Origin of the sequence: Paraburkholderia phytofirmans (assembly GCF_046028095.1) — a bacterium.
Taxonomy (GTDB): Bacteria; Pseudomonadota; Gammaproteobacteria; order Burkholderiales; family Burkholderiaceae; genus Paraburkholderia; species Paraburkholderia phytofirmans_A.
Window position 1 is genome coordinate 251,705 of the sequence record NZ_JAQQDJ010000001.1, and the last position, 14,142, is coordinate 265,846.

The window sequence follows — 14,142 nt, forward strand, 5'->3', positions numbered from 1 at the left end:
CGTCATGAAGGCCGCACGCTCTGCTGCGGCCTGACGGCGCCGGGCCGGCGCCGCGCACTCGGTGCGCACTTCGCCGGCATCCGGCGAAATTTCGCGGTGCTTGCGCCGTTGCTCCTTTCCCGCGCGTTCGATCATGCCTCAGCCGGCCGCCAATAGTCTGCGCCGCACGCTGCTGCGGCGCCTCGCTGCTCCCCTTTCGCTGCTCGCGCTCATGAGCGGCCTGATCGCTTACTGGCTGGCCTGGCAGTACACGCAGCACGTGGTCGACCGTTCGCTCGCCGATCTCGCCACTGCCATCTCCAAGCAGATCCAGATTGCCGGCCCGAATGCGCGCATCACAGTGCCGCCGCTCGCGCAAGCCATGTTCTCGGACCCGGTCGAACACCTCGTCTATCGGATCAGCACGGGCGAAACGGAGATTGCCGGCGATCACAATCTTCCGCTGCAAGGCACGAGCGTGCGGCGCATGCATTACGCGTACGTATTCGAAACGCAGCATCAAGGCGTGACGGTGCGAGTGGCGCAGGTCCGGGTCGATCAGCCGACGGGTAATCCGATCGTCGTCGAAGTCGGTCAGCCGGTGCATCACCGGTTTCGCATTGCAGCCGAGTTTCTGGTTGCGATCATGATGCCGCTGCTGTTGCTGCTGCTGGCGGGCTGGGTGATCGTGTGGCGCGTGGTCAACCAGCAGCTCAATCCGCTCACGGATCTCGCCGATTCGCTGAACCGGCAAACTCACACATCGCTCGAACCGGTCGATGAGACCTATGTGCCGGTCGAAATTCGTCCGCTCACCGGCGCGCTGAACGCGCTGCTCGGTCGCCTGAAAACGGCGCTCGACGGTCAGCGCAAATTCATCGCCGACGCCGCGCATCAACTGCGTACGCCGCTCACCGCCGTCAAGCTGCATGCGGAGCAGGCGGCCATCGCGCGCGATCCGCAGCAAACCCTGGCCGCCGTGCGTGAACTGCGCGCCGCGGCGGATCGCGCGGTGCGGCTGTCGAATCAACTGCTCTCGCTCGCGCGCGCCGAGCCGGGCGAACAGGCGGCTCGCTTCGTCAACGTGGACATGGCCGCGCTCGCATTCGACACGGGCGCGGAGTGGGTGCCGCGTGCGTTGACGTTCCACGTCGACCTCGGCTTCCAGCGTCTGGACGACCCCAGCAACGGCCATCCGCTGATGGCGCGCGGCAATCCCGTGCTGCTGCACGAAGTGATCGCCAATCTGCTGGATAACGCGCTCAAATACGTGCCGCCGTCGCGCTTCGATGGCGGCCGCATCACGGTGACGGTGTCGCAAACGGTGATCGACGAATTGCGCATGGCGGAGATCATCGTCGAAGACAACGGGCCGGGCGTGCCGCATAACCAGCAAGCGGACCTCTTCAAACGGTTCTTCCGCGGCGACGGTCAGAGCGACGCGGGCGTGGACGGCGGCGCAGGTCTCGGCCTTGCGATCGTCCACGACATCATGGTGCTGCATCACGGCAGCGTGCATTACGAAGACGCCCCGGAAGGCGGCGCACGTTTCATCGTGCGCATTCCGCTCGTGCCGATCACCGTGCAGAGCGATGTGGAAGCCGTTGAACCAAAGCGTCCGGCAAAAAAATCGGCGCACTCGGCGCCGATGGATATCTGACTGTCTGGAAGCTTGACGGGCGCCTGAATCGATCGCCAACGTGATCGATTCAGATAGCCCTCAGATCATTTCTTCTTCGCTTTCTTTGCTGACGTTTTGCCCTTGCCGGCCGCCTTCCCGGACTTGCCCGCGCCCTTTTCCTTCTCCGGCGGCGCCAGCATCGTGCCGCGGCACTTACGCGCGCCGCAACGGCATTCATATTCCTTCTTGAGCTTCTTGGTCTGACGCGCGTCGATCACGAGGCCATAGTCGTAAAAGACCTCCTCGCCTTCCGCGATATCGCGCAGCGCGTGCACATAGACGTGACCGTCGATTTCTTCGGCTTCGCAGTTCGGCGCGCAGGAATGGTTGATCCAGCGCGCGCTATTGCCATCCACTTTGCCGTCGATGACCTTGCCGCTGTCGAGCGCGAAATAGAACGTGTGATTCGGTTCGGCCGGATTATGCGGATGACGGCGCAACGCTTCTTTCCAAGAGATCCGCTCGCCTTTGTATTCGATCAGGCGCTCGCCGGCCGCAATCGGTTCGAGGGCAAACACGCCTTTGCCGTGCACACCCGAACGGCGCACGGCGATCCTGCGTGAACTCATTGAATGAATCCTTGTGAAGAACTGGGGGTGAAGTTTGGCAGCCGTCGAAAATGCCCGCGTCTGACGCGCTGCTTTTTTCTGACGCGGATAGCAAACGCGGCGCCTTGCGAGCGCCGCGTCGACCTGCGACGCACGTGCGCCACAACCGGCATCCTACACGCTGAAGACGGCTTCGTTCAACCGTCAAAACGACGCGCGCTGACGACGGCTTGCCAACTTCACCGTTGTCCGAACGAAATGTCGCCGAACAATGCCTTTTGCTCGCGTGGTTGCGAACGCCAGTACTGCGGCGGCGCTTCGACTGTCGCGCCGAGCTGCGCCGCGGCGTGCCACGGCCAACGCGGGTTGTACAGCAGCGCGCGGGCCAGCGCGATCAGATCGGCGTCGCCGGCTTCGATCAGTTGCTCGGCATGCAACGGGTCGGTGATGAGGCCCACGCCAATCGTGGTGAGGCCGGTGGCTCCCTTGACCGCCTTGGCAAACGGGATCTGATAACCCGGTTCAAGCGGAATCTTCTGCAACGGCGAGACGCCGCCGGACGACACGTCGATCCAGTCGCAGCCGCGCTTTTTCAGCTCCTGCGCGAACGCGATCGTGTCTTCGAGCGTCCAGCCCCCTTCGACCCAGTCGGTCGCGGAGACACGCACGCCGACCGGCTTGTCGGCGGGAAAGGCAGCGCGCACGATATCGAAGATTTCAAGCGGAAAGCGCATGCGGTTTTCAAGCGAACCGCCGTAGTCGTCGTCGCGCTGGTTGGCGATCGGCGAGAGAAACTGGTGCAGCAGATAGCCGTGCGCAGCATGCACTTCCAGTCCGTCGATGCCGAGGCGCGCGGCACGGCGAGCCGACGCCGCAAACGCTTCGCGAATACGGTTCAGTCCGGACGTGTCGAGTGCCAGCGGCGGCTCTTCGCCGGCCTTGTGCGGCAACGCGGATGGCGCGTGCGGCAGCCATCCACCTTGCGACACCGGAATCAGCTGGCCGCCTTCCCACGGCGCGTGGCTCGACGCCTTGCGCCCGGCGTGCGACAACTGCATCGTGACCTTGATGTGCGAATGCTTGCGGATCGCGGCCAGCACAGGCACGAGCGCGGCTTCGGTCACGTCGTCCCACAAGCCGAGATCGCCGGGTGTGATACGGCCGTCCGGTTCGACCGAGGTCGCCTCGATGCACAGCATGCCGGCGCCGGATAACGCCATGCTGCCGAGATGGATCATGTGCCACGCGGTTGCCTCGCCACGGTCGGCGGAATACTGGCACATCGGGGACACGACGATACGATTGGGAAGCGTCACGCTACGCAGCGTGAGCGGAGAAAAAAGCGCGCTCATGGATTACGCCCAGTAGAAACCCGAGAGCGATCGAGCATAGCACCGCATGTGATTTAGTGCTGGCCCATACCCTTCAGGGTTTCGCCTCGACCTGATCGAGCCACTCGCCGAACATCCGGCACGCGGCGGCTTCGAGCGCGGGACCGAACTTCGCGGTCTCGGCCCGCAACTGGCGCGCATCGATGCCGTGGCCAATCAGTTCTCCGGCGTTGCCGATCAGCCAGGGTTCGAAGCGATCGGTACGGATCTCCGGATGACACTGCAGACCCAGCACATGATTGCCCCAGGCGAACGCCTGGTTTTCGCAAGCCGGCGTCGACGCAAGACGCGTTGCGTTGTCAGGCAGATCGAAGGTATCGCCGTGCCAATGCAGCATGGAGGTCTGCGCGCCGTCCAGATGACGGACCGGCGAAGCGCGGCCGGCGTCGGTCAGCGTCAGCGGGGACCAGCCGAGTTCGGTTTGGCCTGCGGGATAGACGCGAGCGCCAAGGGCACGCGCGATCAATTGAGCGCCGAGGCAGATGCCGAGAGTCGGCAAACCCGCCGCGATGCGTTTTTCGATCATGGACAGCAACGGCACGAGCGTCGGATAAAGCGCGTCGTCGGTTGCGCTGATCGGGCCGCCGAGCACCACCATCAGCGATGCGGAAACCGGATTCGGCGCTTCGATGCGGGCAAAGCCGACATCGAGATAGCGGACCGGGCGCCCGCGCCCGCCGAGCACCAGCTCGAGACTGCCCAGATCCTCGAAGTGCACGTGGCGAATGGCCAGAACTTCGCGATTCATCGGCCTGTCCCACCTTCAGGTTGACTAAAGACTTGCCGCCACGCGGCACCAGTCGGCCAGCGGGCGGCAAACGCCGCCCGCTGAAGCCGGCTTGGCAGTGTAGCGGATTGTCCCGGAAGAAGCCGCCTTATTGGGCGAAGATCTTCCAGGTCTTCTTCTGGGTGGCGACGTCGGCCATTTCATACACCGAGCAGTCGAGGCGCAGATCCGTATCCGCCATGTTCAGATCGAGCAGCGCGCAATGATGCGGCGTCTTCTTCGGGTTCTTGCTCGGCTCGAAATGCGTGCAGCTCAGACACATGCGGTGCGGCGGAATCGTGCCTTGCGCTTCCAGCTGATGAACGGTCTTGAGCAGCGTGCGATAGAACACAGCCTGCTCGTCGTCACGCAGCGTGCCGACCGCCTTGGCCAGGAAGTCCGGCCATTGCGCGGCGCGCTTCGCAGCCGTACGGCCACGAGCCGTCAGGCGGACCGCGAGGGCACGGCCGTCGTCGAGGGCACGGCGCTTTTCGACCAGCCCTTTGGTTTCGAGCGTGCTGACCGCATCGCTGGTTGTCGCGGCGGTGAGCGCCGTTTCACGGGCAATTTCGCCGAGACGCATCGGGCCTTTGCGCTGCATCAGCAAGACGAGAATTTCGCCCTGGGTAGGTGTCAGGCCAGCGCCTTCCGCCCATTCCCAAGCCTGGCTCCGCATTGCCGTGCTCAATCGCAATAGGCTGTGGGTCACCCGCCCGGTCGCCTGTTCTCCGTATACGCCTTCGCTCATAATCTTCGATTGGTTTATTTACAGCTTTCGTACGATGCCGGCGAACTGCTTGCCGACCGCGCCCGTAGCCTGTGTGGGGTAGCCTCGCCCAACTGCGGACAAGACGGTTTTCTACTATCTCAAAAATTTACCGCCTTGCAAGGCAAAGCAGCGAAAACGACATTCTATGCGAGAGCGGCGAATCGTACAGCTAAGTTATCCAACACAAGCTGTGGATAACCACGGGAAAACTCAGGGATGGCTTGTGCGCCGATTCTTGATAAGCAGCCGAGCCTGGTTCACCTGTCATAAAGTTGTCCTCGTATACCGGCGCCGACGCACCCTCGATCAGCTCAGTTATGGTTTACGCAGCGCGTTGACTTTGCAGGGAATTATTCAGTTGTCCACAGGCAGATGCAATGCTTGTTAACTACTACTACGTTTGTATACGTTAACGGTATAAAAACCTAAGGCACGCCGAGCTGGAAAATAATTTATTGAAAAAAAACCCGCTCGAGGCGGGTTTCCTTACGATTTCACGCAGGCCATCTTGCCTTGGATTAAGCCCGCCACTGCAAACACTGCTGCCTGACGGCTTCATGCAGAGACTTTTCCCGTTCGACGACACCGCGTAGCCAGGTTGCATCATTCACCTGACCGCGAGCGATCGCGCCGATCTCGGCAAGCGCGTTACCCGACCCCAACGCTTCGGCGTGCGGAGCAATCAGATCCAATGTTTCGAGAATGTCTTCGGAAATCGTCTTGCGCTCGCCCGTTTGCGGATTGATGCAAGTGCCGGCCAGACCGAAGCGGCATGCTTCGAAACGATTGAACGTGTAGACGAGGTAATCGTCTTCTTGCGGCGCGATCGGTTTGTCGAGCAGCAGATGCCGGGCGAGCGTCTGGATGTAGCAGGCAATCGCCGCCGCGCGATCCACGGACAGCGGCGTGTCCATCACACGAACTTCGATCGTGCCGAAACCCGGCTTCGGCCGGATGTCCCAGTAGAAATCTTTCATGCTGTTGACGACGCCGGTGTGGACCATCTTCGAGAAATATTCTTCGAAGCTATCCCACGTCAGCACGAACGGCGCGCGGCCCGACAACGGGAACGCGAACACGGAATTCAGTCGTGCCGAATGAAAACCGGTGTCGACACCCTGCACGAACGGCGAAGACGCGGACAACGCAATGAAATGCGGAATGAAGCGCGACATCGAATGCAGCAGATAGAGCGCGCTGTTCGGATCCGGGCAGCCGATATGCACGTGCTGGCCGAACACCGTGAATTGCTTGGCAAGATAGCCGTACAACTCGGAGAGGTACTGAAAACGCGGCGTATCGACGATCTGCCGCTCGCTCCATTGCTGGAACGCATGCGTGCCGCCGCCGCACAAGCCGACGTTCAAATGATCCGCCGCGGAAACCAGCGTGTCGCGAATCTTGCGCAAGTCGGTGACGGCCTGCTCGTGCGTCGTGCAAATGCCGGTCGACAACTCGATCATGCTTTCGGTGATTTCCGGCGTGATGTTGCCGGGGATCTTTTCGTCCTTGATGAGGCGCAGCAGATCCGAGCCGGCTTTGGTCAGATCATAGTCGTGCGTATTGACGATCTGCATCTCGAGTTCGACACCGAATGTGAACGGTTTCGAATCGATGAAGGGTTCGAGTGACATGGCGTCCCCTGAGTCAGGTCGGCCGGGTGTGGGTCACATGCCCGGCCGTTTTTGAATCGAATATGAATTGAAAAAAAGCGTGTCGAACATCGAGCTTCGAATTTCGAGCAGCGCAACGCGCTCTTTAGCTCGCGCTTGCTATTCGCGCCGTTCAGCCACCAGCGCCAGGCTGCGATAGACGAGCCACGGCCCGAGAATCTGCAGCACGAAAATGGAACACATCACGATCGCGCGCAGTTGCGGGTCGAAGTTCGGATACAGGTTGTAGGTGTCGTCGACCAGCAGATACGCGAGCGCCGACATCGGCGATAAGGACAGACCGAGCGCCATCCCCTGCTTCCAGTTCAAGCCGCTCGGCTTGGCGAACGCCAGCACGCCAACCAGTTTCGCCACAAGGCGCGCAACAATCAGACCCAGCGCCGCGACGCCGCCGAGCGCGATGTCTTTCCATTCGAACGAAGTCAGCGTCAGCACGAACAAAATCACGGTCAACAACCAGCCGGCCGTGCCGAAGTGCTCCGGCCACAACTGCGGACGCGCTTCATGATTCTTCACGATGATGCCCGCGGCCAGTAAAGCAAGAATGGTCGACAGCTTGAACAGATGCGCAATCGCGATGGCCAGCAGCACGAGGCCGAACAGCGCGACGAACGAGTGCTCGTCCTGCATGTTCAAACGTCGATAAAAGAATGTGCAGGTGCGCGCGAGCAGATACGCGAGCACGAGCGAGCCGGCCAGCAGATAAAGCGGTTGCAGGATGGTCGCGAATACGTTGCCGTACATCTCCTGATGCAGCCAGCTCGACACGAGCTTTTCGATCACCACGGCGTACATGCTGTTCAGCGCGGTCAAGGTCAACAGACGCTGGGTGACCTGGCCTTCCGCGCGCAATTCCGTTTTCAGCTGAATCACCATGGCCGGCGACGTCGCCATGGCGATCGCGGCGAGCACCGTTGCCACCATCAGCGGCACGTTCAGAAACAGCAACACCGGCAACACGAGCGCGAAAGTCAGCGTGGCTTCGGCGACGCTCGACAAAATCAACCACGGATTGCGACGAATCCAGCGCAAATCGAGCCGGCTGCCGAGTTCGAACAGCAGCAAACCGAGCGCGACATCGAGCAGCGGCCGCGCGGCGCTCGCGGAATCCGCGTCGATCACGCCCGAACCGGCCGCACCGGCGATCAGACCAATGACTGCGTACCCGGAAATGCGCGGTAAACGCCACGCGCGATAGCACAGCTCACCGCACAGACCAGCGGCGAGCAATGCGAGACCAGCCCAAAAAATGGCGTCGGGTGAAAGCGGCCAGGCTGGAAAAAATGAAAACGCCGAATTCATCGTGATGGGTTCTCCTTAGCAGCAACGGCAGGCGACACGAACCGGCGCAAACACCGGCGAGCGGGTGGGCACATGAAGCGCTCACTGTCGCGATCGCTTCGCGTGGCCAGCGTTGCGAGTTTTTCAACGATCGGATGATCTGAATGCGCGGCAGCAGCAAGGAACCTGGCGCATTCGGGGTGCGGCCGTAGCAACCGGCACGGTGAAAGAGCGCCCTCGACTTTGAATCAGATTCTGATTGAGCGGCACCGTTCCGTTTGCTGCGTGTGCCGCTGTAGAGACAGGGCACGACGCGGAAAAGAACGGCGATTGTGCCATAGCTTTTTCAGCCTTGACCGAAAAGGCGCGAACATGCTGGCAAAACGGTAAAAACGTACGTTATCTCGCCGACATGAGGAAAAACCGACCGTTTTGAGCACGAATCCGGCCGGTCAGAGGGCTAGTTTGAACGCGGCAGATGTGCTTTTCGGGACATCGCCGAGGAAGTTCTCTACGGGTTCTGGAGCGGGCCGAGCTACGCCGATAAGCTCTCCTCCAGCCACGGTCTTTCTGTTTACAGGTTTACCGTATGTATACGTAGTAACAGTTAACAAGCTGCCTCGGTTTCTGTGGATAACTCCTGTTTACCGAAATGAATCATCGCCTTGCCGACGGCATAACCGGATGCACAGCATGTGCGGGAGCGGCGCGTATACAAGGGTAACTTTTGGCGATTTTCGGCGACGGCAGAGTTACCCCGTTTACGTCCACAACGGTTCCACACCTGTTGCGCCGGTAAACCGCGCGGTTATCCACAACTTTCAGTGGATAACTCATCTGGCGAGCATGCTGGGCGGGGCACGCGGTTAACTCGCCGTTCCCTGACGCAATGCGCGCAACAGGAAGCGCGCCGGGTCGATGTCTTCGGCCAGATCCCGTTCGAGCGGCCAAGGTTCACCTTCCAGTTGCGAGGCGATCAGTTCCGCACCGAGCGCCGCCCATACGAGACCTCGCGAACCGTACGCAAAAGCACCGTAGAGGCCGTCGGTGCGAGGCAGATCGAGCGGCCATGCGCCGCGCAGACGCTGGGCGTCGAGCGCTGCCTGCGCTTCGTCGGCGAGCTGGCCGATCATCGGCATGCGGTCGCTGGTGACGCAGCGGAACGCGACGCGTCCGGTTAACACAGTCGATCGAGCCGGATTGGCGACGTTTGCAAAGGCAGGCAGCATCTGCGCGACGCGTTCCAGGTTTTCCAGGTGGCCGTCCGCGCGCAGCGATGTGTCGGGGTCGTCGAGTTCATAGGTGGCGCCGGTGAGCGTGACGCCGTCCGCCAGCGGCACCGCGTAGCCTTCGCCGATCACGGGGATCTGAAGCGGCGGCAGCACGGTGCCGGCCGGCAGCAAAGTGAGTTGACCGCGAATGCTGCGAGTCGGCGCATGCTGTAATCCGGCGATTCGCGCGGCATCGTGCGCGCTGGCGACGATCACCACCGGCGCATGGGCGATGGCCTCGCCCGAGGTGTCGAATACAGTCCATTGACCGCCGGACCGCTCGATCCGCGCGACGTCCATACCGAAGCGGCGCTCGAGCAGTGGACCCGCTGCGGCGCACTGCGCAGCGCACAGCGACGCCGGGTCGATCCAGCCACCGTGTGGAAAGAACCATCCGCCGCGCGCGAGCGGCATGCCGGCGAGCCGCCGCGCTTCATCTGGAGAGACTGGCGTGACGTAGTCGGACGGATAGCCGAACGCGGCGATTGCTTCGCTGATCGAGCGGGCCTCGTCGTCGTCGGCGGCGATCTGCAATAGGCCTTGGCCGCCGCGCAACGGCGCGTGACCTAGCCGTTCGAGCGCGGCCCAGCGTCTGAGCGCATACAGAAAGCCGGCACGCGTGACGCGCGAGGCGACGCTGTCGTCGCGCGAAATCATCGGATGGAACACGCCGGCCGGATTGCCCGACGCCTCCTGCGCCACCGAAGCGTGCCGCTCCAGCGACGTGACGCGCCAGCCGCGCGCGGCGAGCCGTTCGATCACCGCGCAGCCGGCCAGCCCCGCGCCGATCACCACCACATGCCTTTCGTCGACCGCGAGCGGCGCCGGCGGCTCATGACGGCGCACGCGCCAGCGCGGCGCGAAATGGCCGACCAGCATCGCCCGTTTCCAGCCGAAGCCGTCCACCTTGCGGTATTCGAAGCCGCATTGCGTCAACGCGCGCTTGATGTCGCCGGCGCTGCTGTAAGTGGCGAAGGTGGCGCCCTCGCCTGCCAGCCGGGCGAGCGACTTGAAGATCGTTGGAGTCCAAAGCTCGGGATTCTTGGCCGGCGCGAAGCCGTCGAGATAAAACGCATCGGCGCGCAGCCTCAAGGCCGGCAAGCGCGCCTGCGCGTCGCCGAAAACCAGCGTGAGCACTACCCGCCCTTCATCGAATTCAAGCCGATGCGTGCCGGGAACGAGCATCGGCCAGGCGCCTGCGAGCGCTTGCGCGAGGGCCGCAATCTCCGGATCGGAAATCGTCGCTGCAACCACCTTGCGTAAATCGCCGACGGTAAAGGGATGCTTCTCGGTCGACACGAAATGCAACCGCTCGCAGCGCGACGAGTCGGCGCGCCACGCGGCCCAGGTCATCAGAAAATTGACGCCCATGCCGAAGCCGGTCTCCAGCACCGTGAAAATGCGGCGGCCCTGCCAGCGGTCGGGCAGCGAATTGCCGCGCAGGAATACGTATCGAGCCTGTTCGAGACCGCCAACGGCGCTGTGATAGATGTCGTCGTAAAGCGGCGAAAAAGGCGTGCCGTTGTCGCGAAAAGCGAGGACGGCGGGGATCAGCGGTTCGGTCATGCGCGACGGAAAATGACGCTTGGAAAATGCCCCCCGGACCTGTCGCATCGCGCCAGGCCCCGCGAGGGGAACTGAGAAAATCGAGGCGGCCGGTGGTTATTCACGCGTGGGTCGAACGTTGCTGCGCGCGCATAGCTCGCCGGACGGCGAAAATGACCCGCCGAACGTTGGCAAAAACCAACGCCGAGCCCCGTCCACACTGGGTTTCAGGCCTCAGTTGGGGGTCGCCGAGTGCAAAATTTGCGATTTCCTTGCGATATCGACCCCGGAACCGCGTAAATCTTCGAAACCCTTGTCCTGATTGGGTTTGCGCTGCGCTATCATAGCAAGCGCCGCGAAGGGAGCGGCAGCACGGCCGACGGGCAGTCATCTGTCCGGCGCCATTGGTCCGGAGGGGATCCGGAGCCGGCGCTGCTCGACGGCGCGGCCCGCGCACGTATAATCGGCGCGTTCGCGCTGTTCGTGTCAACCTAAACTCAGAAAGGAACCTTAATGAACAAACAGGAACTGATCGACGCCGTCGCAGGACAGACGGGCGCCAGCAAGGCTCAAACCGGTGAAACGCTGGACACGTTGCTTGAAGTGATCAAGAAGTCTGTGTCGAAGGGTGATGCGGTACAGTTGATCGGCTTCGGCAGCTTCGGTTCGGGCAAGCGCGCAGCGCGTACGGGTCGCAATCCCAAGACCGGCGAAACTATCAAGATCCCGGCCGCCAAGACCGTCAAGTTCACGGCTGGTAAGGCGTTCAAGGACGCAGTCAACAAGCGCTAAGCAGATTACTGCCAGGCAGTTGACACCCGCCAACGGCGGGTTTTTTTTCGCCTGCACGTTGTGCATGGAGAAGCCGCGACGGGCGTCGCGGCGTGATTGCGCCGAGCGGCGAAAGCCGTTCAGTTCAGTCGTGACGGTGCACGATTTCACCGTGGCCATGACCGTCGTGGTCATGGTCATGATCATGATGATCGTGGTCGTCTTCGTCGAAGTCCCAGGCCGGGAACGGATCTGCGAATTGCTCCCACGCTTGCGGTCCCTGCGCGTATTCCTCGTCGGTCAGCAGGCACGCGTCGAACTTCGCCTTCCAGACCGTCGCGTCGATGCCGACGCCGATCATCACCAGCTCCTGGCGACGGTCGCCGATGCTCAGATCGTCAGGATCGCCGTACCAGTCCGCGGCGATTTCGGCGGCCAGCTCGTCGTCGCCGTCGGGCCACTCGCTGCGATCCTGAGCGGCCCACCACATGCCCGCCGGACCGTGCCGGCAAGCACCGCCCGCTTGGGAAAGCGAACCGGCGATATCGTTACGCGTAGCCAGCCAGAAGAAGCCCTTGCTGCGCAGCACGCCCTTCCACTCCTGATGCAGCAACGCCCACAGGCGTTCCGGATGAAACGGCCGGCGCGCGCGGTAAATGAAATTTCCGATGCCGAATTCGTCCGCTTCGCCATGGTGAGCGTGGCCGTGCTCGTGATCATGCTCATGATTGAGCGATGCCAGCCAGCCCGGCGCGCTCGCCGCCTCGTCGAAATCGAAGCGGCCGGTGTTCAGTACCTGCGCGAGCGGCACGTCGCCGAAACGGGCGACTACCTGCACCGCGCGCGGGTTGATCCGGCCGAGGATGCGCTGCAGGCGCGTGAGTTCGTCCGCGCTCACCAGATCGGCCTTGTTCACCACCAGCACGTCGCAGAATTCGATCTGCTCGATCAGCAGCTCGACCAGTGTGCGGTCGTCTTCCTCGGTCGCGGCGATGCCACGCTCGGCGAGCGCGTCGGCGGAGCCGTAATCGCGCAGGAAGTTGAACGCATCGACCACCGTTACCATCGTGTCGAGGCGCGCGACGTCCGAGAGCGACGCGCCTTCGTCGTCGACGAAGGTGAAGGTCTCGGCGATCGGCATCGGCTCGGCCACGCCGGTCGACTCGATCAGGATCGCGTCGAAGCGCTGTTCGTCGGCCAGGCGTTTGATCTCGACCCGCAGGTCGTCGCGCAGCGTGCAGCAGATGCAGCCGTTCGACAGCTCGACGAGTTGCTCCTCGACGTGAGAAAGCGCGGCGGCGTCACGCACAAGGGTTGCGTCGATATTGACGGCGGCCAGATCGTTGACGATCACGGCCACGCGCAAACCCGCGCGATTCGCGAGGATGGAATTCAGGAGCGTGGTCTTGCCGGCGCCCAGAAAACCGGAGAGCACGGTGACGGGCAGTAGCGGCTGGTTCATCGCAGTACGGAGAAGCTAGAGGATTGGAAGGCGCGCGGGACTCGGCGCCGCATGACTGCGGAGCGCAACGAGGTCGAGCCTCGACGGCTGCACGAAGCCGCATTGTGCATCAAAACGGGCGGAGCTCGCGTGATGTGGCCGGATCAGCGCGCAGCCGGCATCAGATTCCACTTGCGCAGGATCGCGGCGATCTGCTGCGCGTACTTGTCCCGCAGCGTTGGCGTCTCGGAGTGATAGGCGCCGATTGCCTGCCAGGTGTTGCCGTACTTGTTCATCTGGCGGCGCAGATGCCATGCCGCTATGTAGACGTTCTTGCACGGCTCCATCAGCGTGCCTTGCGAGATGCCATACTGGGCGAGTACGGGCAGATGGATCGAGTTGATCTGCATCACGCCGTAGTCGGTCGAGCCATTTGAGTTTTTATGCGTTGCGTCGGGACGATTGTGTGACTCCTGCCACGCAATTGCGCGCAGAATCAAGGGGTTGACCTTCTGATACTTCGCTGCTTCGTCAAAGCAATCGGCGCGCGCGGACCCTGCTGCTATCAGCACGGCAAATCCTACTGCGACGGTGACGAAGTTTCGTTTCATCAGTCAAGACCACTAAGCAAAGCGCAAGAGTAAGGTTCGGTAAGGCATCGTATCGGCCATACTTCAGCCACTGACAGCCGCCGGGCAACGCTGGCCGGACGATTGTCGGACATGGGGAAAACCCGCGTCGGCAATCCGCAACCAGTGACTCGAACGGCTCGTATCATACCGGCAGACGGCCCCCCGTCAAGTTGGCTAACCGACATAAGAGAGCAGAAAACGAAGCGCTTTCGCGCCCATCGCCCGGCTTTTCTTCAGCTTTCAATTGCTTGACAACAGACGGCGGTCTCTAGAGAAATCGCACGCGACAGTTCGTTTTGTGACAAATCCGACATGAAAAACTGTTACTGTTCATTTTTTTCGGACATCGGGCGGCGGGCAACGAGGACGAAAATCGTCCGCGAGACCGGCCGGC

The 14,142-nt window shown here is 62.1% G+C and carries 11 protein-coding genes; 2 read left to right on the top strand and 9 right to left on the bottom strand.

Annotated features, from left to right (window positions below; genetic code table 11):
• The first annotated feature begins 133 nt into the window (after positions 1-133).
• Entirely contained in the window at positions 134-1,639 is a 1,506-nt protein-coding gene (locus tag PQR54_RS01155; RefSeq protein WP_408243723.1) for an ATP-binding protein, read from the top strand.
• A 65-nt stretch (positions 1,640-1,704) separates the two neighbouring features.
• Here the strand turns inward: PQR54_RS01155 and PQR54_RS01160 are convergent, their stop codons facing one another.
• From PQR54_RS01160 to mnmC, 7 genes are all read right to left on the bottom strand, one after another.
• A complete protein-coding gene (locus tag PQR54_RS01160) occupies positions 1,705-2,229 on the bottom strand; it encodes an SET domain-containing protein (RefSeq protein ID WP_408243724.1) in 525 nt (174 codons plus the stop codon).
• Positions 2,230-2,447: 218 nt separating this feature from the next.
• The gene (locus tag PQR54_RS01165; RefSeq protein WP_408243725.1) at positions 2,448-3,560 is read right to left on the bottom strand and encodes an NADH:flavin oxidoreductase/NADH oxidase; all 1,113 of its coding nucleotides are present in this window, start codon (positions 3,558-3,560) and stop codon (positions 2,448-2,450) included.
• 73 nt (positions 3,561-3,633) lie between these two features.
• A complete protein-coding gene (locus PQR54_RS01170) occupies positions 3,634-4,347 on the bottom strand; it encodes a glutamine amidotransferase (RefSeq protein WP_408243726.1) in 714 nt (237 codons plus the stop codon).
• A gap of 127 nt (positions 4,348-4,474) precedes the next feature.
• Positions 4,475-5,113: a MarR family winged helix-turn-helix transcriptional regulator gene (locus tag PQR54_RS01175; protein ID WP_408243727.1), complete on the bottom strand. Its 639-nt coding sequence runs from the start codon at positions 5,111-5,113 to the stop codon at positions 4,475-4,477.
• A 539-nt stretch (positions 5,114-5,652) separates the two neighbouring features.
• Positions 5,653-6,768, bottom strand: coding sequence for a YbdK family carboxylate-amine ligase (locus tag PQR54_RS01180; protein ID WP_012434833.1), 1,116 nt, complete (start codon positions 6,766-6,768; stop codon positions 5,653-5,655).
• Positions 6,769-6,906: 138 nt separating this feature from the next.
• A complete protein-coding gene (locus tag PQR54_RS01185) occupies positions 6,907-8,109 on the bottom strand; it encodes a cation:proton antiporter (protein WP_408243728.1) in 1,203 nt (400 codons plus the stop codon).
• A gap of 845 nt (positions 8,110-8,954) precedes the next feature.
• Positions 8,955-10,925 carry a bifunctional tRNA (5-methylaminomethyl-2-thiouridine)(34)-methyltransferase MnmC2/FAD-dependent 5-carboxymethylaminomethyl-2-thiouridine(34) oxidoreductase MnmC1 gene (mnmC, locus tag PQR54_RS01190; protein WP_408243729.1) on the bottom strand — a complete coding sequence of 657 codons (1,971 nt, stop codon included), beginning with the start codon at positions 10,923-10,925 and terminating at the stop codon, positions 8,955-8,957.
• 492 nt (positions 10,926-11,417) lie between these two features.
• Between mnmC and PQR54_RS01195 the strand changes: the two genes are divergently transcribed.
• Entirely contained in the window at positions 11,418-11,696 is a 279-nt protein-coding gene (locus PQR54_RS01195; protein WP_006050811.1) for an HU family DNA-binding protein, read from the top strand.
• 124 nt (positions 11,697-11,820) lie between these two features.
• Here the strand turns inward: PQR54_RS01195 and PQR54_RS01200 are convergent, their stop codons facing one another.
• On the bottom strand, positions 11,821-13,137 hold the full coding sequence (locus tag PQR54_RS01200; protein WP_408243730.1) for a GTP-binding protein: 1,317 nt from the start codon (positions 13,135-13,137) through the stop codon (positions 11,821-11,823).
• A gap of 143 nt (positions 13,138-13,280) precedes the next feature.
• Positions 13,281-13,727 (bottom strand): lytic transglycosylase domain-containing protein, encoded by a 447-nt coding sequence (locus tag PQR54_RS01205; RefSeq protein ID WP_408243731.1) that lies wholly within the window; start codon positions 13,725-13,727, stop codon positions 13,281-13,283.
• Between the last annotated feature and the right edge of the window lie 415 nt (positions 13,728-14,142).

Bases quoted from the DNA above. Each gene is read 5' to 3' on its own strand.
- PQR54_RS01155 (WP_408243723.1), top strand. From the start codon at position 134: ATGCCTCAGCCGGCCGCCAATAGTCTGCGCCGCACGCTGCTGCGGCGC.
- PQR54_RS01160 (WP_408243724.1), bottom strand. From the start codon at position 2,229: ATGAGTTCACGCAGGATCGCCGTGCGCCGTTCGGGTGTGCACGGCAAA.
- PQR54_RS01165 (WP_408243725.1), bottom strand. From the start codon at position 3,560: ATGAGCGCGCTTTTTTCTCCGCTCACGCTGCGTAGCGTGACGCTTCCC.
- PQR54_RS01170 (WP_408243726.1), bottom strand. From the start codon at position 4,347: ATGAATCGCGAAGTTCTGGCCATTCGCCACGTGCACTTCGAGGATCTG.
- PQR54_RS01175 (WP_408243727.1), bottom strand. From the start codon at position 5,113: ATGAGCGAAGGCGTATACGGAGAACAGGCGACCGGGCGGGTGACCCAC.
- PQR54_RS01180 (WP_012434833.1), bottom strand. From the start codon at position 6,768: ATGTCACTCGAACCCTTCATCGATTCGAAACCGTTCACATTCGGTGTC.
- PQR54_RS01185 (WP_408243728.1), bottom strand. From the start codon at position 8,109: ATGAATTCGGCGTTTTCATTTTTTCCAGCCTGGCCGCTTTCACCCGAC.
- mnmC (WP_408243729.1), bottom strand. From the start codon at position 10,925: ATGACCGAACCGCTGATCCCCGCCGTCCTCGCTTTTCGCGACAACGGC.
- PQR54_RS01195 (WP_006050811.1), top strand. From the start codon at position 11,418: ATGAACAAACAGGAACTGATCGACGCCGTCGCAGGACAGACGGGCGCC.
- PQR54_RS01200 (WP_408243730.1), bottom strand. From the start codon at position 13,137: ATGAACCAGCCGCTACTGCCCGTCACCGTGCTCTCCGGTTTTCTGGGC.
- PQR54_RS01205 (WP_408243731.1), bottom strand. From the start codon at position 13,727: ATGAAACGAAACTTCGTCACCGTCGCAGTAGGATTTGCCGTGCTGATA.